Below are 25898 nucleotides of genomic sequence, written 5' to 3' on the forward strand. Positions count from 1 at the left end.
TGGGGAAAGGAACCCCCGCCGGGGTGGGCGGACGGAAAGGAGGTGGCCGGAACCGTCAGCGGGACGCGTACAGCGCTTCGATCTCGTCCGCGAAGTCCCGCAAGACAACATTCCGCTTCAGCTTCAGCGACGGCGTCAGATGCCCCGACTCCTCACTGAACTGCGTCGGCAGAACGCGGAACTTCTTGACCGCCTCCGCATGGGAGACCGCCGCGTTGCCGTCGTCGACGGCCTGCTGCACCTCCGCCAACAGCTCGGGATCCGAACGCAGTTCGGCCACGGGCGTGTCCGCCGACTTGCCGTGTTGCTCGGCCCAGCGGGGCAGGAACTCCTCGTCCAGCGTGATCAACGCTCCGACGAACGGCCGACCGTCTCCGACCACCATGCACTCGGCGATCAGCGCGTGCGCCCGGATGCGATCCTCGATCACCGCGGGAGCGACGTTCTTGCCGCCAGCGGTGACGATGATCTCCTTCTTGCGCCCGGTGATCGTCAGATAGCCGTCCTCGTCCAGGGTTCCTATGTCCCCGGTGTGGAACCAGCCGTCCTCCAGCGCCTCGGCGGTGGCCCGCTCGTTGTTCCAGTAGCCGGTGAACAGGTGCTCACCGTGCAGCAGAACCTCGCCGTCGTCGGCGATCCGCACCACGCTGCCCGGCAGCGGCTGGCCGACGGTACCGATCTTGGTGCGGTCCCACGGGTTGAACGCGGTCGCGGCGCAGGACTCGGTGAGCCCGTACCCCTCCAGCACGGTGAAGCCGATGCCCCGGTAGAAGTGACCGAGCCGCTCGCCCAGCGGTGCCCCGCCGGAGATGGCGTGGGTGGCCCGGCCACCCAGCACGTTCCGCAGCTTGCCGTACACCAGCCGGTCGAAGACCTTGTGCCGCAGCCGCAGCGGGAAACCGGGACCGCCCGGGGTGTCCAGCGCCTTGCTGTACTCGATGGCGGTGTCGGCCGCCTTGTCGAAGATCTTCTCCTTGCCCCCGGAACCCGCCTGCGCCCGCGCCGAGTTGTAGACCTTCTCGAACACGCGCGGCACGCTCAGCACCAACGTGGGCTTGAACGAGGCGAGTTCGTCGGTGAGGTTCTTGACGTCGCTGACATGCCCGAGCTTGATCGGCGCCATCACACACGCCACCTCGACCAGCCGCCCCAGCACATGCGCCAGCGGCAGGAACAGCAGCACCGACGACTCGCCGGTGCGGAACAGCGGCGTCAGCCGCGCCACCACGTTGCCGCACTCGGCGAAGAAGCTGCGATGGGTCAGCACACAGCCCTTGGGACGCCCGGTGGTGCCCGAGGTGTAGACGATCGTGGCGGGGGTGTCGGCGTCGGCGACCGTGCTGCGCTCCTCCACCTCCGCGTCGGACACATCGCTGCCGGACGATCCCAGGGTCTCCACCGCGCCCGCGTCGATCCGCCACAGGTGCTTCAGCCGCGGCAGCCGCTCGCGGACCGACTCCACCAACTCCTCGTGCACGGTGGTCTCGACCACGCAGGCCACCGCGCCGGAGTCGCCGAGGATCCACTCGACCTGCTCGGCGGAGGACGTCTCGTATACCGGAACGGTGATCGCGCCCGCGCTCCAGATGGCGAAGTCCAGCAGCGTCCACTCGTACCGGGTGCGCGACATCAGGGCGACCCGGTCGCCGGGCTCGACACCGGAGGCGATCAGGCCCTTGGCCGCGGCGCGCACCTCGGCGAGGAACTGTCTGGCGGTCACGTCCTGCCAGACCCCGTCACGCTTGCGAGCCAGCACCGGGACGTCGGGATGCTGCGCGGCGTTGCGGCGGATGAGATCCGTCAGGTTGCCGTCGGCAGGGACCTCGTACAAAGCCGGAAGGCTGAACTCGCGCAAGACTGATGCTCCTCGTCGGCGCCGGCGGCGTTGTCGGCTGCGCTCGTGATCAAGAGCTGTATGGGACGGCCCGGACGTTACCCATGGGTAAAGCTTCCGGGATAGGGGTTCAGGGGCAGATGTTCGCTGTGTCACACCGCTCTCGATCGTCGTGGCACCCGCCACCGGTCTGTCCGTCCCGCCGCCCGGACGCGGCCGCAGCGGTGCTCCGGGCACCCTATTGCAGAGGTCCGGTGACCCGCAGGTAACCACCGGTCCACCGGGGCGTTCGCCTCTTGCCGGGCCCGTTAAGGTGAGCGGCATGCGGGTCCATGTGGTGAGCGATGTCCACGGCGCCGTCGAGCCCCTCGCCAGGGCGGGAGACGGTGCGGACGCCCTGGTGTGCCTCGGCGACCTGATCCTCTTCCTCGACTACGCCGACCACTCGCGCGGGATCTTCCCCGAGCTGTTCGGCACCGAGAACGCCGACCGCATCGTGCAGTTGCGCACCGCCCGCCGCTTCGAGGAGGCCCGCGCCCTGTCCCGCAGGCTGTGGGACGGCATCGACCGCGCCGCCGCCGTGGAGCGCGCCGTGCGCAAGCAGTACGCCGAGATGTTCGGGGTGCTGCCCACGCCGACGTACGCGACCTACGGAAACGTCGACATGCCCGATCTGTGGCCGGAGTTCGCCCGCCCCGGCACCACCGTGCTGGACGGGACGACGGCCGAGATCGGCGGCCGGGTCTTCGGCTTCGTCGGCGGGGGACTGCGCACCCCGATGCGCACCCCGTACGAGATCGACGACGAGACCTACGCGGCCAAGGTCGCCGCGCTCGGACCGGTCGACGTGCTCTGCTCGCACATCCCGCCCGCCGTGCCGGAGTTGTGCTACGACACCGTCGCCCGCCGCTTCGAGCGCGGCAGCCAGGCCCTGCTGGACGCCATCCACACGGTGCGCCCGAGGTACGCGCTGTTCGGCCACGTCCACCAGCCGCTGGTGCGGCGGATGCGGATAGGCACCACCGAGTGCGTCAACGTCGGCCATTTCAACGCCACCCACGCCCCCTACGTCCTGCAGTGGTGACCGAGGACGACCGAGGCGCTACCCACCGCCGGAGCCACCCGCGATAACCTGACGCACCAGAAAACCTCCAGGCGCGGCGCCGACGGCCGCCGGGTGCCTGGGAAGACCGACGCGAAGTCCCGGAGGGGCCACGGCGATGGCGGAACACACCAGCTCTAGCATCACCATCGAGGCGGCCCCGGCCGACGTGATGAAGGTGATCTCTGACTTCGAGCGGTACCCGGAGTGGACCGGCGAGGTCAAGGAGGCCGAGATCCTCGCCAAGGACGACGAGGGCCGCGCGGAGCGGGTCCGGCTGGTGCTCGACGCCGGGGCGATCAAGGACGACCACACCCTGAAGTACACCTGGGGCGGCCCGAACCAGGTCAGCTGGTCGCTGGTGAAGTCGCAGATGCTGCGCGCCCTCGACGGCTCCTACACGCTGACCCCGCTCGCCGACGGCAAGCGCACCGAGGTCACCTACCAGCTCACCGTCGACGTGAAGATCCCCATGCTCGGCATGATCAAGCGCAAGGCGGAGAAGGTCATCATCGACCGCGCCCTGGACGGGCTGAAGAAGCGCGTGGAGCAGGGCTGAGCGCGGTGCGTACCGTCCTGGTCACCGGTCCCGGCGGCGCGGGGAGCAGCACCGTCGCCGCGGCCACCGCGCTGGCCGCCGCCCGCGCCGGTGCCCGTGCCCTGCTGGTCACCGCCGACCCGCCGCCCGGCCTCACCGCGCCCCAGACGCCCGGGCTGACCGTACGCACCCTCGACGCCGCGTGCCTCTTCCAGGACCGGGCCGCCGAACTCCAGCAGCGGCTGTCCACCGTCCTCGAACTGCTCGGCGCAAGCCCGCTGGACCCCGAGGAGTTCACCGAGCTGCCCGGCTCCCGGGAGTTCGCGCTGCTGCACGCGCTCGGCCGGACGGACGGCCATGACGTGCTGGTGGCCGATCTGCCGCCGGTAGGCAGCGCCATCCGGCTGCTGGCGCTGCCCGAGCAACTCCGCCGCTACCTGGGCAGACTGCTGCCGCCGGAGCGGCAGGCCGCCCGCGCGCTGCGCCCGATGCTCGCCCAGCTCGCCGGGGTGCCGATGCCCGCGGAGTGGCTGTACGAGACGGCGGCCCGCTGGGAGACCGAACTCGCCGCGGTCAGCGCGGTGATCGCCTCCGCCGCCACCACGGTCCGGCTGGTCGTCGAGCCGGGCCCGCGGGCCGCCGCGGCCATACGCACCGCCCGCACCGGACTCGCCCTGTTCGGGCACCGGGTGGAGTCGCTGACGGCCAACCGGCTGCTGCCGACCGGCTCCGCGGACCCCTTCCTGGCCGGGCTGTCCGGACAGCAGCAGAAGTATCTCAAGGCGCTGCACGAGGAGTTCGGCGCCGACGGCGTGCCGGTGCGCGAACTGCCCCACCTGGGCCGCGATCCGTACGGCCCCGACGAACTCGCGGCGCTCGGCGGGCCGGAGCTGGCCGTCGAGCCGCTGCCCGACACACCGGCCGGGGAACCGTGGAGCGTCGAGGACCGGCTGGCGGCGGACGGCCACCTGCTGTGGCGGCTGCCGCTGCCCGGCGCCACCCGGGAGACCCTCGACCTGGTGCGGCGGGGGGACGAAGTCGTGGTCGACGCAGGGGAGTTCCGGCGCATCATGCCGCTGCCGTCCGCGCTGCGCCGCTGCACCGTGACCGGGGCCGCGCTGCGCGACGGTGTGCTGCGGGTACGTTTCGCACCTGACCCGGCGCTGTGGCCCCAGTGAATTCGCCGCATCCGCCGGGCTAACGTTGGATGGGTCACGATGACCAACCCCGGATTCGCCACAGTGGTGCAGAACACACCATTGAGTACAAGTGGTGAACCGATCCGCCTCGGAACGCCGTGAGGAGTCCGCGATGAGCGAAGGCCAGGACCGCCAGCACACCGGCGCCGACGCGTGGGCCACGGCCTGCGCCGAGGACCTCGCCGAGGAGCGGGCCCGCCGCCGTGCGCAGGCCGGTCACCGTCCCGGCAGCGCGGCGGACGAACTGCGCAAGCTGGCCGAGGCGGTCGCCGACAAGGTGGCCGAACTCCGTTCCCCCGCCGCCGAGTTGGCCGCGCAGACGGTGATCTCGCAGGTGCGCGCGGCAGTCGGCCCGATCCGTGAGCGCAACCCCGACGTCTTCGAGCACCTGGCCGCCGCCGGATCCGAGCTGCTGGCCGCCTACCGGGCCGCGGTGTCCGGCCAGGAGAGCCGCTGGACCCAGGGCGTCGGTAACGATCAGCCTTCAGGAAGTGAACACATCGACCTCGATTGAGTCCTCCTCGGGTACGGTTGCCTTAAGCGGGGTTCGACCAAAACTCTGAGGGACACATGGGACTCACCATCGGCGTCGACATCGGCGGCACCAAGATCGCGGCCGGAGTGGTCGACGAGGAGGGCACGATCCTCGAAACCTGCAAGGTGCCGACCCCGCCGACCCCCGAAGGCGTCATCGACGCCATCGCGGACGCGGTACGCACGGTCAGCGCCTCCCACCGGATCGACGCCGTCGGCATCGGCGCCGCGGGTTACGTGGACGACAAACGCGCCACCGTGCTGTTCGCGCCGAACATCAACTGGCGCCACGAGACGCTCAAGGACAAGGTCGAGCAGCGGGTCGGCCTGCCCGTCGTGGTGGAGAACGACGCCAACGCGGCGGCCTGGGGCGAGTACCGGTTCGGCGCCGGCCAGGGCCATGACGACGTCGTCTGCATCACCCTGGGCACCGGCCTGGGCGGCGGCATCATCATCGGCGGCAAGCTGCACCGCGGCCGGTTCGGCGTCGCGGGCGAGTTCGGCCACCTCCGGGTGGTGCCGGACGGCCTGCTGTGCGGATGCGGCAGCCAGGGCTGCTGGGAGCAGTACGCCTCCGGACGCGCCCTGGTGCGCTACGCCCGGCAGCGTGCCGCGGCCACGCCGGAGAACGCGGTGATCCTGCTGGGCCTGGGCGACGGCACCGTCGAGTCCATCGAGGGCAAGCACATCAGCGAGGCCGCCAGGAAGGGCGACCCGGTGGCCGTCGACTCCTTCCGGGAGCTGGCCCGCTGGGCCGGAGCCGGACTCGCCGACCTGGCCTCCCTCTTCGATCCCTCGGCGTTCATCGTCGGCGGTGGGGTCTCCGACGAGGGCGACCTGGTGCTGGAACCGATCCGCAAGTCGTTCCGCCGCTGGCTGGTGGGCGGCCAGTGGCGGCCGCACGCCCAGGTGCTCGCCGCCCAGCTCGGCGGCGAGGCGGGGCTGGTCGGCGCGGCCGACCTGGCACGCCAGGGCTGACCGGGCAGGAGCCACCGTGGGCACAGTGGACCAGCTGCCGAACTCCCGTACCGAACCGGACGGCTCGGCGGTCGTCCGGGTGCTCAGCTACAACGTGCGCTCCATGCGGGATGACCGGGCGGCGCTGGCCCGGGTGATCCGGGCCTGCGCCCCCGACGTGGTCTGCGTCCAGGAGGCGCCGCGGTTCTTCCGGTGGCGCAAGCACGCGGCGTGGCTGGCCCGCGAGTCAGGGCTGGTCACGGTCACCGGTGGGGCCACCGCCGCGGGCCCGATGATCCTGGCCAACCTGCGCGCCCATGTGGAGCGCACCGAGGACCTGTTGCTGCCCCGCACCCCCGGCCTGCACCAGCGCGGCTTCGCCACCGCCGTGCTGCGGTTCGGTGCCGCGCGGCTGGCGGTGATCAGCTGCCATCTGAGCGTCAACCCCGTTGAGCGCTACACGCAGGCGGGTTTGCTGCTCGACCGGGTCGCCACCGTCGGCGAGCCGCACACGGTGGTCGGCGGCGACTTCAACGACCACCCCGACGGGAGGGCGTTCACCCGTATCGCCAGCGAGCTCCAGGACGGCTGGGCGGTACGGCCGTGGGGCGGGGAGCACACCTCCCGCCCTGGCGATCCGTATCAGCGGCTCGACGCGATCTTCGCCACCAAGGGGGTGGAGTTCCTGGGGTGCGGCGTCCCCGAGAAGCTCTCGGGTGTGTGGGCGGAGGACCTGGTGGCCGCCACGGATCACCTGCCGGTGCTGGCGGCCGTGCGCATTCCCGCGGGGTGAGGCTGGCGCCCGCGCTCACGGTGGCTTCCGCCGCTGGGGTCGCCCGCCGCCGCGGAGGTCCTCATTCCGGGGGCAGGCCCCGAACCCCCGGCTAGACCACCGCGCCGCCGTGGGGGTCGTCGTCCTCCTCGCGGCCCTTCATCCGGGCCACCAGTGTGGTGAAGCCGCCAAGGAAGCCGCCGATCCCCAGCACCATCGCCCACCAGGTCAGCGGCTCCTGGAACAGCACGAACCCCAGCACCAGCAGCGGCCCGCCGAGCACCGCGATCCAGGCGAACTTGGTGGTCACGTCGGCGGGCGGCAGCGGCGGCGGTTCCGGCGGCACGAAGTGCCCCTCGTCCTCGTCGTCGGTGAGCTCGTAGTCCCGCGGCCCGGGCCGCGGTGTTGCCCGTATGACGAACTCCCGCGGCACCTCCGGAACGCCCTTGTTGGTCGCCGCCTCGTGCTCGCCCTCGGCGTCGGGCCAGCCCTCGGGCAGCTCCGGCTCCTCGCCGTACCCCGCGACGATCTGCGCCCAGGCCGCCTCCTCGTCCAGCGGCGCCCCCGCACCGCCCGCCGGGTCGCGCGGCTCCGTGCCGTCCGTGCCGTCCTGTGGCGGCTCGTCACGCTCCGCCACTGGCCACCTCGACTTCCCCGTCGGGTCCGGACGCCAACCGCCGCACGAACTCGTGGCTGGCCCGGAAGACCCGCTCGGCGTCGTGGTCCAGCGGCACCACGTGGTAGCTGCGCTCCAGGATCGTACGGGTCAGATCCGCGGACCCGATCCGACGCTCCACCAGGTCCCCGTTCGCCGGGTGCACCACATGGTCCACCCGGCTGTTGAACAGCAGCACGGGCTGCGTCACCTTCGGCAGATCCGCCTGCACGATCCGCCAGAACCTCGACAACGAGTGCACCGCGTGCAGCGGGGTGCGGTCGTAACCGAGCTCCACGCTGCCCTCCTTCGCGATGTCGTTGGCGATGCCCTTCACCGACGGTACGAAGTGCCGGGCCACCGGCACCAGCCGCAACCGCCCGCTGTCCGCCCGCACCGACGGGTTGACCAGTACGATCCCACTGATCGCCGGACCGTGCTCGGCGGCCAGATGGATGGTGAGCGCACCGCCCATCGACAGCCCGAAGACGAACACCCGCGAACAGCGCTCGCGCAGCGCCCGCAGCTCCCGGTCGACCTCCGCGTACCAGTCCTGCCAGCCGGTGACCCGCAGGTCCTGCCAGCGGGTGCCGTGCCCGGGAAGCAGCGGCAGCGACACGGTCAGACCGCGCTCGGCGAGGTACTCCGCCCAGGGGCGCAGGGACTGCGGGGAGCCGGTGAAGCCGTGGCACAACAGCACACCTGTCTGTCCGCCGTCATGGCGGTACGGTTCGGCTCCGGGCATGAGCGGCACCGTGGGTCTCCTGTTCATGAGCGCGATCCGCGGGGTCGGTCGGTACCGGTACGGCGGCGCTGACGCGCTGACGGCACACAGCACGGACAGGTACCTCACAGTACGCGGCCGACCGGGCGGCTGGAAGGTCGAACCGTCCCGCCCTGTGGCCGTGGTGGCCACCTGCGGTGGCTCCGTTCCGGCAGGTTAAGGTCTACCGTCGCCTACAGGAGGTCCTCGGTTGTTCTACGGCGTGATGAAGCTGACGCTCGGCGGGTCGCTCAAGCTCGCCTTCAAGCCCTGGGTGGAGGGGCTGGAGAACATCCCCAAGGAGGGCCCGGCCATCCTGGCGAGCAACCACCTGTCGTTCTCGGACTCCTTCTTCCTGCCCGCGGTCCTGGACCGCAAGGTCACCTTTATCGCCAAGGCCGAGTACTTCACCTCCCCCGGGGTCAAGGGCAAGCTGACGGCCGCGTTCTTCAAGGGCGTGGGCCAACTGCCAGTGGACCGCTCGGGGGCGCGCGGCGCGGGCGAGGCGGCGGTCAAGAGCGGCCTTGACGTGCTGGCCCGCGGTGAGCTGTTCGGCATCTACCCCGAGGGCACCCGCTCGCCCGACGGCCGCTTGTACCGGGGCAAGCCCGGCGGACTGGCCCGGGTCGCGCTCGCCTCTGGCGCGCCGGTGATCCCGGTCGCCATGATCGACACCGAGAAGATCCAGCCGCCCGGCAAGATCGTGCCGAAGCTGATGAGCCCCGGTATCCGGATCGGCAAGCCGCTGGACTTCAGCCGCTACCACGGCATGGAGAACGACCGCTTCATCCTGCGCTCGGTGACCGACGAGGTCATGTACGAGATCATGAAGCTCTCCGGCCAGGAGTACGTGGACATCTACGCCACCGCCGCCAAGCGGCAGATCGCCGAGGCGAAGAAGCGGGCCGAGGAGGCCGAGAAGGCCGCCAGGCAGTCGAAGTCCGGCTCCTGACCGAACCGGCTCGCGCCACCGCCACCCGTTCGAGTGATGCGCGAACTCCAACTCCCTTGTGGCTGGGCGGAATCCACGCCCTGGGCGATCCCCTGTGACCTGGACCACGGCTAGCGTGTGCCGTGTTGGCTGCCAGCGTCGTAGATAGGGAGGAATCCATGCGCGTCGGAGTGCTGACCGGCGGTGGCGACTGCCCCGGGCTGAACGCGGTCATCCGGGCCCTGGTACGCAAGGGCGTACAGGAGTACGGGCATGAGTTCGTGGGCTTCCGGGACGGCTGGCGCGGCCCGCTCGAAGGGCACACCAAGCAGCTCGACATCCCCGCGGTGCGCGGCATCCTGCCGCGCGGCGGCACCATCCTCGGCTCGTCCCGCACCAATCCGCTCAAGGTCGAGGACGGGGTGCGCAAGGTCAAGGAGAACCTCGCCAAGCACGAGGTGGACGCGCTGGTGGCGATCGGCGGAGAGGACACCCTGGGCGTGGCCGCCACCCTCGCCGACCAGTACGGCGTGCCGTGCGTGGGCGTACCCAAGACCATCGACAACGACCTGAGCGCCACCGACTACACCTTCGGTTTCGACACCGCCGTGAACATCGCGACCGAGGCCATCGACCGGCTGCACACCACCGCCGAGTCGCACATGCGGGTGCTGGTGATCGAGGTCATGGGCCGCCACGCGGGCTGGATCGCACTGCACGCCGGGCTGGCGGGCGGCGCCAACGTCATCCTCATCCCCGAGCACCGCTTCGACATCGACGAGGTGTGCGGCTGGGTGGAGAGCCGCTTCAAGGTGCGGTACGCGCCGATCATCGTGGTCGCGGAAGGGGCCATGCCCAAGGACGGCGAACTGGTCACCAAGGACGGCACGTTGGACTCCTTCGGGCACGTCCGGCTGTCCGGGATCGGGGACTGGCTGGCCAAGGAGATCGAGAAGCGGACCGGTAAGGAGGCCCGGACCACTGTCCTGGGCCACATCCAGCGGGGCGGCACCCCGTCCGCCTTCGACCGGTGGCTCGCCACCCGGTTCGGGTTGCACGCGATCGATGCCGTCAGTGACGGGGACTTCGGGAAGATGGTCGCGTTGCGGGGGACGCATATCGTGCGGGTTCCGCTTTCTGAGGCCACGGCCAAGCTCAAGACCGTTGATCCCGCGTTGTACGCCGAGGCTGGTGTGTTCTTCGGCTGACCGCCGGTGGTGGGTGGGCTTTCGCCCACCCACCCGCCCCTTCAAGCGCTCATACCGTTACCGCGGTCAGCAGCTCCCGCAGGATGCCCGTGCCGTTCAAGGTCAGGACCGACTCCGGGTGGAACTGGACGCCCGCGAAGCCCGGGCCGCGCAGGGCGTGGACGTCGCCGGTCGTCTTGTCACGCGACAACTCGACGCGGTGCATGGCCAGTTCGTCCGCGCTGGCGTCATCACACCGCGCGGTGAACGTGTTGTAGAAGCCGACCGTCTCCGGGCGGCCGAACAGGTCGATCCGTTCCTGTGCGCCCTGGAACGGCACCCGCTTGCGGACGATGCCCAGGCCCAATTCGGCGGCGATCAGCTCATGCCCGAGGCACACCCCGAGCAGCCCCTGCCGGTGGCCGCTGAGCAACTCGGCGGCCAGCGCGCGCAGTTGACGCATCTTGGGGTCAGTGCGGTCCGCCGGGTCACCGGGACCCGGGCCGAGGACCACCGGGCCGGGGTGCGCCAACGCCGCCTCGCGCAGGCCGGGTTCGTCGTAGCGGCGTACGGTTACCGCCAGACCGGCGGAGCGCAGAACGTGTGCCAGCATCGCGGTGAAGGTGTCCTCGCCGTCGACCACCAGCGCATGGCCGGTCGGCTCGGTTTCCCGCCGGTCCCGCAACCGCAGCCAGAACGGAGCCAGGTTCGCCCGGCGTGCGTCGAGTGCGGCGCGCACCCGGATGTCGTCCGCCAGCCGGGGCCGGGGGCCGTCGGCGGGGCGCACGGCGGCCGGGCCCACGCCCAGTGCGGCCAGGACCGCGGCGGCCTTGGCGTGGGTCTCGGCCACCTCGCCGTGCGGGTCGGAGTGGCGGACCAGGGTGGCGCCCACGCCGACGCCGAACCGTCCGTCCGGGGTGATGTCGGCGGTGCGGATGAGGATGGGGGAGTCCAGGGTCTGGGCGCCGCCCGCGTCCCGGCCGATCAGCGCGAGGGCGCCCGCGTAGTAGCCGCGGCCGTGCGGCTCGTGGCGTTCGATGACCCGGCAGGCGTTCTGCACCGGCGAGCCGGTCACCGTCGCGGCGAACATCGTCTCGCGCAGTACCTGGCGCACGTCCATCGAACTGCGGCCGCGCAGCTCGTACTCGGTGTGCGCCAGGTGCGCCATCTCCTTCAGCCGGGGGCCGATCACCTGGCCGCCGAGGTCGCCGACGGTGCACATCATCTTCAGCTCCTCGTCGACGACCATGGTCAGCTCCTCCACCTCCTTCGCGTCCCGCAGGAACGCCAGCAGGCCCTCGGCGGACGGGCCGGTCGCCGGATAGCGGTAGGTGCCGCTGATCGGGTTCATCACCACCGTCCCCCCGGCCATCCGGACATGTACTTCCGGGCTCGCGCCGACCAGGGTGCGTTCGCCGGTGTGCACCACGTACGTCCAGTACGCGCCGCGCTCGCCGGTCAGCAGCCGCCGGAACAGGGCGAGCGCGTCGGCGGTGGTGAAGCCGGGGATCTCGCCGCGGAAGGTCCGGCGGATCACGAAGTTCGCGCCCTCACCGCGTCCGATCTCGTCCTCGACGACCCGGCGCACAATCCGCGCGTACTCCTCGTCGGCCACGTCGAACGCCCCGCCCTCGACGGTCACCGCGTGTCCCGGCAGCGCGGCCAGCAGCTCCGGCACCGGCAGCAGATGCGTCTCCCGGGGGCGCAGCACCAGCAGCGGGGTGCCGTCGTCGCGCACGTCGAAGCCGCGTTCCCGGATCTGCCGGAACGGCACCAGCGCCAGCGCGTCCAGCGCCGCGCCGCCGTCCGGTACTCCGGTCGGCAGCGGGATGTCGGCCAGCCGCTCCAGCCGGGTCACCGGGCCGAGCAGCAGCTCGACGGTGTCCTCGGCCCGGCCGGGGGTACGGCGGCGCAACAGGGCGAACGGCGGGCGGTCGGGGGAGCACAGGCGCTCCACGAGTGCGCTGGGGCTGGCGTTCATGGCGGATCCTTCCGGGATGCGGAGGGCGGCCAGACACGCCGAAGGCCGCCCTCGGGCGGCCTTCGCGAAAACTCCTGGGTGCGCGCGATCAGTGGGCCGCCGGATCAGCGGTCCACCACCATGCCGTGCGGCAGGTCGGGTTCGTCAGCGCGTACACGGCCCCGACCCTAGCGCACGTCCATGGACGACCACCGGTTGTCTCACCTTGCGGGCATCGACGAAAAGATCTGGACAAGACCCCGTAGTGTTGGCCTTGTGACCGTGAACGCTGAATCCACTGCCGGTGGCAACACCTGGCGCGACCTTCCCGCGGCGCAGCAGCCCGAGTGGCCCAACCCCGAGGCTCTGCGCGAAGTGATCGCGGACCTCGAGTCGTATCCGCCGCTCGTCTTCGCGGGCGAGTGCGACCTGCTGCGCAGCCGTATGGGAGCCGTCGCCCGTGGTGAGGCGTTCCTGCTCCAGGGCGGCGACTGCGCCGAGGCGTTCGACGCGATCTCCGCCGACCACATCCGCAACAAGCTCAAGACGCTGCTCCAGATGGGCGCCGTGCTCACCTACGCGGCTTCGGTGCCGGTGGTGAAGGTCGGCCGGATCGCCGGCCAGTACTCCAAGCCGCGCTCCAAGCCGACCGAGACCCGCGGCGGGGTCACCCTGCCGACGTACCGGGGTGACAGCGTCAACGGCTTCGAGTTCACCCCCGAGGCCCGTACCCCGGACCCGCAGCGGTTGAAGCGGATGTACCAGGCCTCGGCCGCCACCTTGAACCTGGTGCGCGCCTTCTCCACCGGTGGCTACGCCGACCTGCGGCAGGTGCACGCCTGGAACCAGGACTTCGTGAAGTCGTCCCCGTCCGGTCAGCGCTACGAGGCGCTGGCCCGCGAGATCGACAACGCGATGAACTTCATGAAGGCCTGCGGGACGGACCCGGAGGAGTTCAAGACCGTCGAGTTCTACTCCTCGCACGAGGCGTTGATCCTGGACTACGAGTCGGCGCTGACCCGGGTGGACTCGCGCACCGGCAAGCTGTACGACGTCTCCGGCCACATGCTGTGGATCGGCGAGCGCACCCGGCAGCTGGACGGCGCGCACATCGAGTTCGCCTCCCGGATCCGCAACCCGATCGGCGTCAAGCTGGGTCCGACGACCACGCCGCACGAGGCCCTCACCCTGATTGACCGGCTGGACCCGGAGCGCGAGCCCGGTCGGCTGACGTTCATCACCCGGATGGGCGCCGACAAGATCCGCGACCGGCTGCCCGAGCTGGTGGAGAAGGTCACGGCGTCCGGAGCCCAGGTGGCGTGGGTGTGCGACCCGATGCACGGCAACACCTTCGAGGCGGCCTCGGGCCACAAGACCCGGCGCTTCGACGACGTGCTCGACGAGGTCAAGGGCTTCTTCGAGGTCCACAAGGGCCTGGGCACCCACCCGGGCGGCATCCACGTGGAGCTGACCGGCGACGATGTCACCGAGTGCGTGGGCGGCGGCGACGAGATCTTCGTCGACGACCTGCACCAGCGCTACGAGACGGCCTGCGACCCCCGGCTGAACCGCAGCCAGTCCCTGGACCTGGCCTTCCTGGTGGCGGAGATGTACCGGCAGCAGTAGGGCCTACGGCGTTTGCGAGGGGCGCGGATCACACTGATTCGCGCCCCTCGGCGCTTTTCCGCGGCGGGCACGCCAGGTAAGGTTAGGTTTGCCTCACCATTCTGGGATCCGCTGGGAGGGAGACCGCGTGTACGTGTGCAGCTGCTTCGGGGTGACCGAGGCGCAGGTGCATGCGCACCAGGCCGCCGGAGCCTGTACTCCGCGCGATGTGGCCTCCGCGTGCAAGGCGGGGACCGACTGCGGGTCCTGCGTCCGCCGCATCCAGGCGCTGCTGGGCCGGGGCGGCGGCTGTGTCCCGCGTGCCGGGGTCCCACGGGATGAGGTCCCACGGGAAGAGATCCAGGCCCGGCTGACTCCGGTGGCGTCCCGCGTCGAGCCCGTCGCGGCGCCGCGGCCGGTGCTGGCGGCGGTCGAGGCGGCCTGAGCCCGGTCTACGAGGCGTCCGGCTGCTTGATGAGCTGCGCGATGTAGAGCGGCTCGCCGAGCTTTTCCACCAGTTCCAGCTGGGTGTCGAGGTAGTCGATGTGCTCTTCCTCGTCGGCCAGGATGTCCTCGAAGATGTTGGCCGAGGTGATGTCGCCCTTGGACCGCATCACCTCGATGCCGCGCCGCAGCCGGTCGATCGCCTCCACCTCGATCTGCCGGTCCGCCTGGAACATCTCCGTCACCGTCTGGCCGATCCTGACGTGGAACAGCCGCTGGTAGTTGGGCAGCCCCTCCAGGAACAGGATCCGGTCGGTGAGCACCTCCGCGTGCTTCATCTCGTCGAAGGACTCCGCCCGGGTGTGCTCGGCGAGCTTGTACCAGCCGAGGTTCTCCTGCATCTTCGCGTGCAGGAAGTACTGGTTGATCGCGGTCAGTTCGCCGGTCAGCTGCTCGTTGAGGAACTCGATCACCTCGGGGTCGCCCTGCATGGCAACGCCGTCCCTTCGTTGTGCCCGGTGGGGCGCGGCAGATGCGCGCATCCTCGCACCGAGCGGAGGGGCGATCCAGTAAGTACACACTCATGGTGGCTTGTCTGGATTGCCTGCTGGTCGGTGCACCGCCGGTCAAGAGCATGCCGCCCGGTCTGTCACCATGGAGTCATGGGTCAGTCGGAACGCCGCGAAGGAGAGCTTCCTCCCGGGCAGCGGCTTCAACGCGGCTGGCCGGTTCTGCACTACGGACCGGTGCCCAGGTTCAAGCCGGAGCGCTGGGAGTTCCGGGTCTTCGGCGCCACGGCCGACGGTGAGAAGCACTGCTGGAACCACGAGGAGTTCTCGGCGCTGCCGCACGCCACGGTCATCGGCGACTTCCACTGCGTCACCAAGTTCTCCATGCTCGGCGTGGAGTGGGGCGGGGTGGCCACCTCCACGGTGCTGAAGCTGGCACCGCCCGCGCCCGAGGTCACGCACGTCATGGTGTGGGCCGAGTACGGCTTCAGCTCCAACCTGCGGCTGGATGACTTCGCTGACGACAAGTCGATATTCGCCACGCACCGGGGCGGCGAGCTGCTCACCGCCGAGCACGGCTTCCCGGTGCGGCTGATAGTGCCGCATCTGTACGCCTGGAAGGGCCCCAAGTGGGTGCGCGGCGTGGAGTACATGGTCGCCGACCGCCGCGGCTTCTGGGAGGAGCGCGGCTACCACAACATCGGCGACCCCTGGCGCGAACAGCGCTACTCCTACCAGGAAGAACCGGGCGACGGCCCAGAACTGTAGCCCGCCCGGCGGGTCCGCCCTTCGGGCGGCAGGCCCCCGGACCCTAACCCCGCAGGGCCTTCAGGCGGGCGACGTCCGCCGCGTAGTTGACCTTCGGCCCCGGCGTCTCGATCACCAGCGGTACGCCTTCCGTCGCCGGATGGCGGAACAGCTCGCGGAACGGCTCCGCGCCGATGTGACCGGCGCCGATGTTCTCGTGCCGGTCCTTGTGCGCGCCGACCACGTCCTTGGAGTCATTGGCGTGGACCAGCCGCAGCCGTCCCTCCCCGACCGTTTCGGTCAGCAGGTCGAGCGTCTGCTTCATGCCCCCGGGCCCGGCCAGGTCGTGGCCAGCGGCGAAGACATGGCAGGTGTCCAGGCACACGCCCAGCCGCGGATGCCGGTCCAGCGCCTCGAAGTACGGCCCGAGATCCTCGACCCACGAGCACAGCGAGGCGCCCTGCCCGGCCGTGGGCTCCAACAGCAGCCACGGGTCGTCCTCGCGCACCAGCTCGTCCAGCAGCGGCAGCATCCGCTCCCGTACCTGCGCCAGCGCCACCGCGCGGGACCGCCCGCCGGTCGCCGAACCGGTGTGCACCACCACGCCCAGCGCGCCGATCGCCCGTCCCCGGCGCAGCGAATGCCGCAGCGAGTCCACCGAGTTGTCCACGGTCGCCGCGGTGTGCGAACCGAAGTTGATCAGGTACGGGGCGTGCACGTACGCCGGTATGCCCCGCGCCGCGCACTCTTCCCGGAACGCCTCGTCCTGCGCCGGGTTGCCCACCGGCGTCGCCCAGCCACGCGGGTTGGCGACGAAGACCTGCACCGTCTCCGCGCCGATGTCCCGCGCGTACCCCAGCCCGGCCTTCGCCAGCCCGCCCGCCACCGGGACATGGGCGCCAACGGGATTGCGTGCCGTACCCATCAACGCGCCCACAGGGTGATCGTGGTGCCCTTCGGCTGCATCGAACCGCCACCGGGCGACTCGTTGAAGACCTTGCCGGTGAAGAACAGGTTGATCACGGTCACCTTGAAGCCCGCCGCCTCAAGGGTCTGCTTCGCGGTGTCGGTGTCCTGTCCGGTCACGTCCGGCACCTTGAACAACTGCTGGCCCTTGGAGACGGTCAGCGTGACCGTGTCGCCCTGTGCGGCCTGGCCGTCGGCCGGGCTCTGCTGGGCGACGGAGTCCTTCGGCACCGAGTCGGAGAACACCGGGCTGCTGGAGACCTGTGCCTTCAATCCGGCGGCCTGCAGCTTCTGTTCGGCGTCGCTGACGGTGGAGCCGATCACGTTGGGGACCGGCACCGCCTTGCCGCGGCTGACGGTGATCGCCACCGCGTCGCCGTTCTTGCGCGCGGTGCCCGGCGCGGGATCGGTGGAGATCACCGCGCCCTTGGGCACGGTGTCGTTGAACGCCTGGGTGACCGTGCCCGGTGTGAGCCCGGCGGCCTTGATCGCCTGCTGCGCCTGGTCCAGCGGCTTGCCGACCACCTGCGGTACGTCGGTGCGCTGCGGGCCGCGCGAGACCACCACCCGCACCGTCCCGTTGCCGCGGATGCGGGCGCCGGGGCCGGGATCGGTGGAGATCACGTGGTCCTTGGCGACCGTCTCACTGAAGTCCTCGCTGACCCGCACCCCGAGCCCAGCGTTCCGCAGCTTCTGCTCGGCCTGCGCCCGCGACAGCGCCAGCACCGGCGGCACGCTGGTGAACTGGCCGGAGCCCACGTACCAGACCACCGCGCCGGTGCCGAACAGCACCGCGAGCACGGTGACGATCGCTATCAGCCCGCGCCGCGGCAGCCGCCTGAACATGTGCGGCGCAGCGGAGTCCTCGGACCTGATCAGGTTCGGCGGAAGCTGGAAGCGGGTGGTGCGGTTGATCACCTCGGTGGGTTCGGTGCGTTCGGTGCGGCGGATGACCGTCGTACGGTCGTCGTCCGCCGTGGCCGCCGCGGCCTGCGGAGGTACCGCGTCCAACTGCTCGTCGGTCAGCGCCAAGCGCACCGAGCGCAGTCGGCCCAGCGCGGCCACCGCGTCGGCCGGGCGCGGCTGCGGCGAACGGGACGCCATGGCGGTGACCAACTCGTCCAGCTCCGCCGCGAGCCCCGGCACGGCGGCCGACGGCGGCGCGATGTCCTCGTGCAGGTGCTGGTAGAGCACGGCGGCCGGGGTGCCGCCGTTGTGCGGCTTGGCGCCGGTGAGCATCTCGTACAGCAGCACGCCGCACGCGTAGACGTCGGAGCGCTCATCGGCGGTGCCGTGCTCGATCTGCTCGGGGGCCAGGTACGACACGGTGCCCAGCACCGAACCGCTGGTGGAGGTGGTGTCGGTGCCCACCGCACGCACCAGGCCGAAGTCGGCGACCTTGACCCGGCCGTCGTCGCCCATCAGGACGTTCTCCGGCTTCATGTCCCGGTGCACCAGACCCGCCCGGTGCGCGGCGCCCAGCGCGGCCAGTATCGGCTCCAGGATGTCCAACGCGGCCCGCGGCGGCAGCGCGCCGCGCTCCCGCAGCACGTCGCGCAGGGTGCAGCCCGCCACGTACTCCATCGCCAGATAGACGTACGTGCCGTCGGTGCCCTGGTCGAACACCCCCACCACGTTGGGGTGGTCAAGGCGGGCCACCGCCTTGGCCTCCCGGATGAACCGCTCGACGAAGGCCTCGTCGCCCGCCAGCGCCGGGTGCATCACCTTCAGCGCCAGTACGCGGTCGAGACGGGTGTCCACGGCCCGGTAGACCGTGGCCATCCCGCCGACGGCGATCCGCGCCTCGATCCGGTACCGGCCGTCGAGCACGTGCCCGACGAGCGGGTCCTGGAGGGTCGTATTCACGCAAGGGAGTTTACGAGGTGGGACTGTGGAATCCCGGTGCCCGTCAGATCCCGTCCGCGCCCCACGCCGGGCGCTCCGGATCCAGCGCGGCCACGCCGTCCTGCGGCGAGGAGGCAACCGCGTGGTGCCGCCGGGGGATCCGCCCGGCCCGGGCGGCGAGCCGCCCGGCCTCCACGGCGTGCCGCATCGCGGCCGCCATCAGCACCGGCTGCTGAGCGCGCGTCACAGCGGACGCCAGCATCACCCCGGCGCACCCCAGCTCCATCGCGAGCGCCGCGTCCGAGGCGGTGCCCGCGCCCGCGTCGAGGATCACCGGAACCGACGCCCGTTCGGTGATCAGCTGGAAGTTGTACGGGTTGCGGATGCCGAGCCCCGACCCGATCGGCGAGCCCAGCGGCATCACCGCCGCGCACCCCACGTCCTCCAACTTGGCGGCCAGCACCGGGTCGTCGTTGGTGTACGGCAGCACCACGAAGCCGTCGTCCACCAACGTCTCGGCCGCGTCGAGCAGTTCGACCGGGTCCGGCAGCAACGTCCGCTCGTCCGCCACGACTTCGAGCTTGACCCAGTCGGTGCCCAGCGCCTCCCGGGCCAGCCGCGCGGTCAGCACGGCCTCCCCGGCGGTGTGGCAGCCCGCGGTGTTCGGCAGCACCCGGATGCCGTGCTTGTCCAGCACCGACAGCACCGAGCCGCGCACCGTCGGATCCAGCCTGCGCATCGCGACCGTGGTCAGCTCGGTCCCGGAGGCCAGCAGCGCCTGCTCCAGCACCTCAAGGCTGGGCGCGCCGCCGGTGCCCATGATCAGCCGGGAGGTGAAGGTGGTGTCGGCGATCCTGAACAGGTCGTCGGCCATGTGGTCAGCCTCCCTGTACCGCGGTGAGCACCTCGACGCGGTCGCCCTCGCCGAGCGCGGTGCTGGTCCAGCGGCTGCGTGGAATGACGGTTTCGTTGACGGCGGCGGCCACCCCGGAGTGCGCGGTGGTCAAGGTGGCGACGAGACGGTCGAGGGTGAGGCCTGCGGGAACGTCGCGGGCTTCACCGTTCAGCGAGACGGTCATACGGCCTGCTCCTGGGGTGCGGTCGCGAATCGTGCGGGGGTGAACGGACGGGCGTACGGCGGGAGTTCGCCGGTGGTCAGCGCCTCGGCCATGGCATCGCCGGTGATCGGGGTGAGCAGCACCCCGTTGCGGTGGTGGCCGGTGGCCAGCAGCAGCCCGGGCAGCGCGGTCGGGCCGAGCAGCGGGGCGTTGTCCGGTGAGCCCGGGCGCAGCCCGGCCAGGGCCTCGGCGAGCGGCAGTTCGGTGATGCCGGGCACCAGGTCGTGCGCGTCCCGCAGCAGTTCGTAGACGCCGCCCGCGGTGACCTCGGTGTCCCAGCCCAACTCCTCGCTGGTCGCGCCGACCACCAGCTCGCCGTTCTCCCGTGGCACCAGGTAGACATGCCCGCCGCGTACCACCCCGCGCACCGTCCTGGACAGGAACGGGGCGTACGCCCGCGGGATCCGCAGCCGCAGCACCTGGCCCTTCACCGGCCGCACCGGCGGCAGCACGTGCTCGGGCAGGCCCGCGACGGTGCCGCTGCGGCTGCCCGCCGCCAGTACCGTCTGCTCGGCGGCGAGCGCGGTGCCGTCGCGCAGCACCGCGCCGCGGACACGGTCGCCGTCCACCGTGACGCGTTCCGCCGAGTCGCGGTGGAAGACCACCCCCGCCCTCTCACAGGCCCGCAGCAGAGCGGTGGCCAGCCGTCGCGGGTCGACCTGGTGGTCGCCGTCCACCCGCAGGCCGCCGCGCACGCCGGGGGCGAGCATCGGCTCCAGGCGGCGGCAGTCCCGGCCGCTGATCCACTCGGACGCCAGGCCCAGCGTGAGCTGGAAGGCGTGCAGTTCGCGCATCGCGGCGCGGTCGTCGGCGTCCAGCGCGACCGCGAGCGTGCCGCAGGGGCGGTAGCCGAGGTCGAGGCCGGTGGCCTCGGTCAGTTCCTCGGCGAACGTCGGGTAGCTGCGCGCGGACGCCAGGTTGAGCTCCAGCAGGGTCTGCTCGCCGTACTGGAGTTCCGTGACGGCGGCGAGCATCCCGGCGGCGACATGGGCCGCACCCGCGCCGGGCGACGGGTCGACCACCGCTGTCCGCAGGCCGCGCTGGGCCGCGCGCCAAGCGGTGACCAGGCCGATGATGCCGCCACCGATGACGAGCACGTCGTCTTGCGGCGGGCAACTGGGAACGTGCATGACGGTTCCGCTCCTCCCTTCGCCGGTATGACCCGGATCAGGTTCGTACGGTCGGCGGCCGCTCAGCCGCCCTCTCAGCCCGGTACGTCCGGGCTCCCGCGAGTGCTCACCCGTACCTTACTGCGTGAGGTACGGGGGTGGGCCCCCGGTCCCGTCCGCCGTGTGGTGGCTTCCCCTCTGGGGGCGGGGCGGTTCGTGGCGGCGGGTGTCGTGCCGAACCCGCCGCGAGCCGTGACGATGTGTCAGGGATCTCCCCGCACGATGGTGCGGATTCCGCGCCGTACGGCGCTACCGTGATCGCGTGAGGGATGAGCAGAGCGTGCGCCGCGTCGTGGTGGTCGGGGCCGGGATGGCCGGGGTGCAGACCGCGGTATCGCTGCGCGAGCACGGATTCAGCGGATCGATCACACTGCTCGGTGCGGAACCGCACCATCCGTATGACCGCCCGCCGCTGTCGAAGTCCGTACTGCTGGGCGCGGCCGACGGCTCCGCCTTCGACGTGGACTTCGCCGGGCTCGACATCGAGTTGCGGCTCGGCCAGCACGCCGACGCGTTGCGCCCGGCCGACCGGCAGGTCGTCACGGCTGGCGGCACGCTCCCGTACGACCGGCTGGTGATCGCCACCGGCGCGGAACCCGTGACGCTGCCCGGCGCGGCCGGAGTGCCGGGCGTCCACATGCTGCGCACCCTGGACGACGCCAACGCGCTGCGGCCGGTACTGGCCGCCAAGCGCCAGGTGGTCGTGGTCGGCGCCGGGTGGATCGGCGCGGAGTTCGCCACCGCGGCCCGCGAGTCCGGCTGCGAGGTGACCGTCGTCGAGGCCGCGGAGCTGCCGCTGGCCGGGGTGCTGCCCGCGGAGATCGCCGCGCCGATGCGCGGCTGGTACGAGGAGGCCGGGGTACGGCTGCTCACCGGCACCCGGGTCGCCGGGGTGGAGCCCGGCGCCGTACTGCTCGCCGACGGCACCCGGCTGCTCGCCGGTGCGGTGGTGATCGGCATCGGGGCGCGCCCGACGACCGGCTGGCTGGCCGGTTCCGGCGTCGAACTGGATGAGCACCGGGCGGTACGCGCCGACGACCGGCTGCGCACGTCGGTGCCGGAGGTCATGGCGGTCGGCGACTGCGCTTCGTTCCCGTCCGCCCGCTACGGCGAGCGGCTGCTCATCCACCACTGGGACAACGCGGTGCAGGGGCCGCGCACGGCGGCGGCGAACCTGCTGGGCGGGGACGTGCGCTACGACCCGGTGCCGTACTTCTGGTCCGAGCAGTTCGGCCGCTTCGTGCAGTACGCGGGCCACCACACCGACGCCGACCAGGTGCTGCGGCGCGGCGATCCGGACGGTCCGGCGTGGTCGGTGTGCTGGCTGCGCGACGGCGTGCTGGTCGCCCTGCTCGCCGTGGGCCGCCCCCGTGACCTGGCCCAGAGCCGCAAACTGATCGAACGCGGCACCCAACTGGACCCCACGGCCGCCGCCGACCCCGCGATCCCGCTGAAGGCCGCGGTACTCAGCGCGGCGTGAGGCCCTGCGGGCCCGGGGCTCGCCCAGAAAAATCCCGCCGCGACGCCGAGCAAACTCCCACGGTGCAGCCCCGGGTCCACGGGCACCGCAGCCCACCGCGAGATCCCGGCCGGAGGCCCCTGGCGGCGGGCAGCCGTAAGAGTGACTGTCGGGCAGGACACCGCACTCCGCACCGTAAGGGCGCCGTACGGGCGCCGTCCGGACGGAGCCCGTCGGGTACCGGTTGTCGGTGCGGGATGGCACGCTTGTCCCCGTGACTGGTTACTCGTCGATTGACCCCAAGATTGACGCCCTCGTGCCTTCCTGGCTCACCCTGCCCGACGTCGCCGAACGCCTCGGCGTGGAAGTGACCCGCGTTCGCCAGCTGATCAAGGAGGGTCAGCTCATCGCGGTCCGCCGGGGCGAAAACCGGGTCCTGATGGTCCCCGCCGACTTCATCGGCACCGGCAAGGTGATCAAGGGCCTCGCTGGCACGCTGACGCTGCTCAAGGACGACGGCTTCACCGAGGAAGAGGCGTTGGAGTGGCTGTTCACCGCCGACCCGACCCTCCCCGGCACCCCCGTCGAAGCCCTGCGGGAGAATCGCGGGACCGAGGTGAAGCGCCGCGCCCAGGCGCTCGCCGTCTGACCCGAGCCGTCTGACCCGTACCAGGGGGAGCGCCACCGTATGACCACCACCGCCGAGAACCGTGGGCGCGCGCTGCGCGCACAGCTCGCCGACGCACGGGTCTACCTGTGCACCGACGCCCGCAAGCGCCAGGGCGATCTGCCCGAGTTCCTGGACGCGGTCCTCGGCTCCGGGGTGGACATCGTGCAGCTGCGGGACAAGGGCATGGAAGCCGCCGAGGAACTGGAACACCTCGCGGTCTTCCACGAGGCCTGCCGCAGGCACGGCAAGCTGCTGGCGGTCAACGACCGCGCGGACGTCGCCCACGCGGCGGGCGCGGACGTACTGCACCTCGGACAGGGTGACCTGCCGGTGCCCGCCGCCCGCGCCATCCTCGGCGACGAGGTGGTCATCGGACGCTCCACCCATGCCGAATCCGAAGCGGCCGCGGCCGCCACCGAGCCCGGTGCGGACTACTTCTGCACCGGGCCGGTGTGGCCCACCCCCACCAAGCCGGGGCGGCACGCTCCCGGCCTGCCGCTGGTGGAGTACGCGGCCGGGCTGGCCACCGAGCGGCCCTGGTTCGCCATCGGCGGCATCGACCTGTCGAACGTCGAGCAGGTACTGGCCGCCGGAGCGCGCCGGATCGTGGTGGTCCGGGCGCTCACCGAGGCGGACGACCCGGCCGAGGTGGCCGCCCGACTTGCCAAGACCGTCCGGGGAGCGGACGGAAGTCCGTCATAGCGGCCCATATCGTGGAAGCTGGTTACGGACCGTCCACGCTGGCCGTTAGCCTGAACGACATGGCCCTCGGAACCCCTTCCACCAGGACCGATCGCGCGGTCACCATTCGAGAACTGCTCTCGTCCGGCGAGCGCTCCTACTCCTTCGAATTCGCCGCCCCCAAGACCGACAAGGGCGAGCGGATCCTTTGGGACGCCATCCGTCGCATTGAGGCCGTCCAGCCGACCTTCGTGTCCGTGACCTACGGCGCGGGCGGCTCGTCCCGCGAGGGAACGGTGCGCGCGACCGACCGCATCGTCTCCGACACCACGCTGACGCCGTGCGCGCACCTGACCGCGGTCAACCACTCCGTCGCCGAACTGCGCAACATCATCGGGCAGTACGCGGACGCCGGAATCCGCAACATGCTCGCGGTCCGCGGCGACCCGCCCGGTGACCCGATGGGGGAGTGGGTCCCGCATCCGCAGGGCCTGCGCTACGCGGCGGAACTCGTCGCGCTGATCAAGGAGTCCGGGGACTTCTGCGTGGGTGTGGCGGCCTTCACCGAGATGCATCCGCGCTCCGTCGACCTGGAGTCCGACACGCGGTACTTCGTGGAGAAGTGCCGGGCGGGTGCCGACTTCGCCATCACCCAGATGTTCTTCAACGCCGAGGACTACCTGCGGTTGCGGGACCGGGCGGCCAAGGCCGGGTGCGAGACGCCGATCATTCCGGAGATCATGCCGGTCACCAACGTCCGGCAGATCGAGCGCTTTTCGCAGCTGGGCAACGCGCCGTTCCCGCCCGCGCTGGCCGAACGGATCCTCGCGGTCCAGGACGACCCGGCGGCGGTGCGGGCCATCGGTGTGGAGTTCGCCACCGAGATGTGCCGCACACTGATGGACGAGGACATCCCGGGGCTGCACTTCATTACCCTGAACCACTCCACGGCATCGCTGGAAATCTACGAGAATCTCGGTCTGCACCGAAGGTCGTAGCGGGCGGATCCGCTGCCCCGGGGATACGACGGCGGTGAACGGTAAAAGGAAGTGCGCGCATGGGCTACACGGTGCTCTACATCGCGTTCGGTGTCGTGGCGCTCTGGCTGCTGGGCGAGGTGCTGCTCCAGTACAAGGCGCGGCTGCGCTGGCGGCTGCTGGCCTTCGCCGGGTTCTGCGGTGTGGTCGTGGGCGTGGCCCTGCCGTCGGTGATCGTGATCTGCCTGGGCGCGGCGGCGTTCGGGACGGGGCAGACCTTCGTCACGCTGTCGTACCGGCGCGGCTTCGCCGCCGGTTGGGCGCTCGGCGGACGGCCGAGCTCCAGCCGCCGCCGTAAGGGGGGCCGCGGTACGGGGAGTTCGGCCCCGGCGGACGTACCGGCGGCGCCGGAGCAGCCCCCGGCCGAGCCCGAACCGGCGCCGGAGGCCGCCGAGTTCGAGCCGTACGGCACCGGCACAGGCACCGAGGAGTACGCGCAGGTGTACTCACCGATGCCGATGCCGGACGACACGGGGGAGTACGCGGCGTACCAGTCGCAGCCCACCGGGGGCTACCAGGGGTACGGGTGGCAGCAGCAGCCGTCCTATGAGTACGAGCAGGATGTCTTCGGCAACGCGGCCTACGGATACGGTCAGCAGCAGCCGTATCCGCAGTACGAGCAGTACGCCTATCCGGCGCAGGATCCATACGCCACCGCGCAGTACGGCTATGAGACGCCGCCCGGCGGCGTCTGGAACCCGGAGTACCACCCCGAACAGGCCCACATTCCCCAACAGGCACCCCCCACCCACGACCAGCCCCAACCCACGGACCCCTACGACCCGTACCACTACTAAGGCCTCCGGCGGCCCCGGAATTCCTGGCGCGCGGCAGCTCCAACGCTGGGGCGGTCCTTTGCGGGCAAAGCCCCCAAACCCTGGCGCGGCGGGCCTCGTTGAGGCGAAAGCCTGATCGGCGTGCGCGCCGTTAGGCCCAAGTGCACCGCGACACTGGGGGGGGGTTGGGGATCTGAGGGCTCGCCTCAAAGCAAAGACCCGCCGCAGCAGCGCACACCGCGCTCGGGGGCCTTGGGGGCGTGTCCCCATCAATGGTCCGTCGCGACGGCGAGCAACCCCACGGCGGACCACGGCGCTTGAAGCGCACACCGCGCTCGGGGGCCTTGGGGGCGTGCCCCAATCAATGATCCGCCGCGACGGCGAGCAACTCCCACGGCGGACCTCGGCGGTCGAAGCGCACACCGCACTCGGGGGCCTTG

26 protein-coding genes and 1 riboswitch are annotated in these 25898 nt (G+C 71.3%); of the genes, 16 read left to right on the top strand and 10 right to left on the bottom strand.

Translation table 11 applies throughout. The features are described 5' to 3' along the window. Positions 1 to 55: 55 nt before the first annotated feature. The gene (locus tag NON19_RS27545; RefSeq protein ID WP_255931813.1) at positions 56 to 1855 is read right to left on the bottom strand and encodes an AMP-dependent synthetase/ligase; all 1800 of its coding nucleotides are present in this window, start codon (positions 1853 to 1855) and stop codon (positions 56 to 58) included. A gap of 301 nt (positions 1856 to 2156) precedes the next feature. On the opposite strand from NON19_RS27545, the gene NON19_RS27550 reads away from it, so the two are divergent. The 6 genes from NON19_RS27550 to NON19_RS27575 all read left to right on the top strand — a co-directional run bounded on the left by NON19_RS27550 (position 2157) and on the right by NON19_RS27575 (position 6957). Further along, positions 2157 to 2918 (top strand): metallophosphoesterase family protein, encoded by a 762-nt coding sequence (locus NON19_RS27550; RefSeq protein WP_255931814.1) that lies wholly within the window; start codon positions 2157 to 2159, stop codon positions 2916 to 2918. Positions 2919 to 3054: 136 nt separating this feature from the next. Continuing rightward, complete coding sequence (locus NON19_RS27555; RefSeq protein WP_255931815.1) at positions 3055 to 3495, top strand: SRPBCC family protein; 441 nt, start codon at positions 3055 to 3057, stop codon at positions 3493 to 3495. 5 nt (positions 3496 to 3500) lie between these two features. After that, positions 3501 to 4652 (top strand): ArsA family ATPase, encoded by a 1152-nt coding sequence (locus tag NON19_RS27560; RefSeq protein WP_255931816.1) that lies wholly within the window; start codon positions 3501 to 3503, stop codon positions 4650 to 4652. A 133-nt stretch (positions 4653 to 4785) separates the two neighbouring features. Beyond that, positions 4786 to 5187 carry a DUF5304 domain-containing protein gene (locus tag NON19_RS27565; RefSeq protein WP_255931817.1) on the top strand — a complete coding sequence of 134 codons (402 nt, stop codon included), beginning with the start codon at positions 4786 to 4788 and terminating at the stop codon, positions 5185 to 5187. 56 nt (positions 5188 to 5243) lie between these two features. Further along, positions 5244 to 6185 carry an ROK family glucokinase gene (locus NON19_RS27570; protein ID WP_255931818.1) on the top strand — a complete coding sequence of 314 codons (942 nt, stop codon included), beginning with the start codon at positions 5244 to 5246 and terminating at the stop codon, positions 6183 to 6185. A gap of 25 nt (positions 6186 to 6210) precedes the next feature. After that, positions 6211 to 6957 (top strand): endonuclease/exonuclease/phosphatase family protein, encoded by a 747-nt coding sequence (locus NON19_RS27575; RefSeq protein ID WP_255931862.1) that lies wholly within the window; start codon positions 6211 to 6213, stop codon positions 6955 to 6957. Between the two features lie 91 nt (positions 6958 to 7048). Here the strand turns inward: NON19_RS27575 and NON19_RS27580 are convergent, their stop codons facing one another. Both NON19_RS27580 and NON19_RS27585 read right to left on the bottom strand, forming a co-directional pair. After that, positions 7049 to 7573: a hypothetical protein gene (locus NON19_RS27580; protein ID WP_255931819.1), complete on the bottom strand. Its 525-nt coding sequence runs from the start codon at positions 7571 to 7573 to the stop codon at positions 7049 to 7051. After that, positions 7560 to 8345, bottom strand: a complete 786-nt coding sequence (locus NON19_RS27585) for an alpha/beta hydrolase (RefSeq protein WP_255931863.1) — start codon at positions 8343 to 8345, stop codon at positions 7560 to 7562. The genes NON19_RS27580 and NON19_RS27585 overlap by 14 nt, the downstream gene beginning before the upstream one ends. Before the next feature lie 235 nt (positions 8346 to 8580). On the opposite strand from NON19_RS27585, the gene NON19_RS27590 reads away from it, so the two are divergent. Next, a complete protein-coding gene (locus NON19_RS27590) occupies positions 8581 to 9306 on the top strand; it encodes a lysophospholipid acyltransferase family protein (protein WP_255931864.1) in 726 nt (241 codons plus the stop codon). A gap of 158 nt (positions 9307 to 9464) precedes the next feature. Further along, entirely contained in the window at positions 9465 to 10493 is a 1029-nt protein-coding gene (locus tag NON19_RS27595; RefSeq protein WP_255931820.1) for a 6-phosphofructokinase, read from the top strand. A gap of 49 nt (positions 10494 to 10542) precedes the next feature. Here NON19_RS27595 and NON19_RS27600 read toward each other — a convergent pair whose 3' ends face one another. Beyond that, positions 10543 to 12453 (bottom strand): anthranilate synthase family protein, encoded by a 1911-nt coding sequence (locus NON19_RS27600; protein ID WP_255931821.1) that lies wholly within the window; start codon positions 12451 to 12453, stop codon positions 10543 to 10545. Positions 12454 to 12708: 255 nt separating this feature from the next. On the opposite strand from NON19_RS27600, the gene NON19_RS27605 reads away from it, so the two are divergent. Both NON19_RS27605 and NON19_RS27610 read left to right on the top strand, forming a co-directional pair. Beyond that, positions 12709 to 14058: a class II 3-deoxy-7-phosphoheptulonate synthase gene (locus NON19_RS27605; RefSeq protein WP_372514312.1), complete on the top strand. Its 1350-nt coding sequence runs from the start codon at positions 12709 to 12711 to the stop codon at positions 14056 to 14058. Between the two features lie 127 nt (positions 14059 to 14185). Then, on the top strand, positions 14186 to 14482 hold the full coding sequence (locus NON19_RS27610; RefSeq protein ID WP_255931824.1) for a (2Fe-2S)-binding protein: 297 nt from the start codon (positions 14186 to 14188) through the stop codon (positions 14480 to 14482). Positions 14483 to 14489: 7 nt separating this feature from the next. Here the strand turns inward: NON19_RS27610 and bfr are convergent, their stop codons facing one another. Then, on the bottom strand, positions 14490 to 14972 hold the full coding sequence (gene bfr / locus NON19_RS27615; protein WP_255931825.1) for a bacterioferritin: 483 nt from the start codon (positions 14970 to 14972) through the stop codon (positions 14490 to 14492). Positions 14973 to 15143: 171 nt separating this feature from the next. Here bfr and NON19_RS27620 point away from each other — a divergent pair, with 171 nt between their 5' ends. Next, a complete protein-coding gene (locus NON19_RS27620) occupies positions 15144 to 15758 on the top strand; it encodes a sulfite oxidase-like oxidoreductase (RefSeq protein WP_255931827.1) in 615 nt (204 codons plus the stop codon). 43 nt (positions 15759 to 15801) lie between these two features. Here NON19_RS27620 and NON19_RS27625 read toward each other — a convergent pair whose 3' ends face one another. The 5 genes from NON19_RS27625 to thiO form a co-directional block, all read right to left on the bottom strand. Next, positions 15802 to 16662, bottom strand: coding sequence for a deoxyribonuclease IV (locus tag NON19_RS27625; protein WP_255931865.1), 861 nt, complete (start codon positions 16660 to 16662; stop codon positions 15802 to 15804). Further along, positions 16662 to 18569, bottom strand: coding sequence for a Stk1 family PASTA domain-containing Ser/Thr kinase (gene pknB / locus NON19_RS27630; RefSeq protein ID WP_255931828.1), 1908 nt, complete (start codon positions 18567 to 18569; stop codon positions 16662 to 16664). The genes NON19_RS27625 and pknB overlap by 1 nt, the downstream gene beginning before the upstream one ends. 43 nt (positions 18570 to 18612) lie before the next feature. Next, the gene (locus NON19_RS27635; RefSeq protein ID WP_255931829.1) at positions 18613 to 19422 is read right to left on the bottom strand and encodes a thiazole synthase; all 810 of its coding nucleotides are present in this window, start codon (positions 19420 to 19422) and stop codon (positions 18613 to 18615) included. A gap of 4 nt (positions 19423 to 19426) precedes the next feature. Continuing rightward, positions 19427 to 19627: a sulfur carrier protein ThiS gene (thiS, locus tag NON19_RS27640; protein ID WP_255931830.1), complete on the bottom strand. Its 201-nt coding sequence runs from the start codon at positions 19625 to 19627 to the stop codon at positions 19427 to 19429. Next, positions 19624 to 20796 (bottom strand): glycine oxidase ThiO, encoded by a 1173-nt coding sequence (gene thiO, locus NON19_RS27645; protein ID WP_255931831.1) that lies wholly within the window; start codon positions 20794 to 20796, stop codon positions 19624 to 19626. The genes thiS and thiO overlap by 4 nt, the downstream gene beginning before the upstream one ends. Beyond that, positions 20793 to 20906, bottom strand: a riboswitch (TPP riboswitch). Its footprint overlaps the gene before it by 4 nt. Positions 20907 to 21097: 191 nt before the next feature. Here thiO and NON19_RS27650 point away from each other — a divergent pair. The 5 genes from NON19_RS27650 to NON19_RS27670 all read left to right on the top strand — a co-directional run bounded on the left by NON19_RS27650 (position 21098) and on the right by NON19_RS27670 (position 25479). Beyond that, positions 21098 to 22315, top strand: a complete 1218-nt coding sequence (locus tag NON19_RS27650) for an NAD(P)/FAD-dependent oxidoreductase (RefSeq protein ID WP_308213745.1) — start codon at positions 21098 to 21100, stop codon at positions 22313 to 22315. 253 nt (positions 22316 to 22568) lie between these two features. Continuing rightward, on the top strand, positions 22569 to 22943 hold the full coding sequence (locus tag NON19_RS27655; protein ID WP_372514316.1) for an Rv2175c family DNA-binding protein: 375 nt from the start codon (positions 22569 to 22571) through the stop codon (positions 22941 to 22943). A 39-nt stretch (positions 22944 to 22982) separates the two neighbouring features. After that, positions 22983 to 23666 (top strand): thiamine phosphate synthase, encoded by a 684-nt coding sequence (gene thiE, locus NON19_RS27660; protein ID WP_255931832.1) that lies wholly within the window; start codon positions 22983 to 22985, stop codon positions 23664 to 23666. 59 nt (positions 23667 to 23725) lie between these two features. Next, on the top strand, positions 23726 to 24643 hold the full coding sequence (gene metF, locus NON19_RS27665; protein WP_255931833.1) for a methylenetetrahydrofolate reductase [NAD(P)H]: 918 nt from the start codon (positions 23726 to 23728) through the stop codon (positions 24641 to 24643). A 59-nt stretch (positions 24644 to 24702) separates the two neighbouring features. Further along, the gene (locus tag NON19_RS27670) at positions 24703 to 25479 is read left to right on the top strand and encodes a hypothetical protein (RefSeq protein WP_255931834.1); all 777 of its coding nucleotides are present in this window, start codon (positions 24703 to 24705) and stop codon (positions 25477 to 25479) included. Positions 25480 to 25898: the final 419 nt, after the last annotated feature.

It is taken from the genome of Streptantibioticus rubrisoli, assembly GCF_024436055.1.
Taxonomy (GTDB): domain Bacteria; phylum Actinomycetota; class Actinomycetes; order Streptomycetales; family Streptomycetaceae; genus Streptantibioticus_A; species Streptantibioticus_A rubrisoli.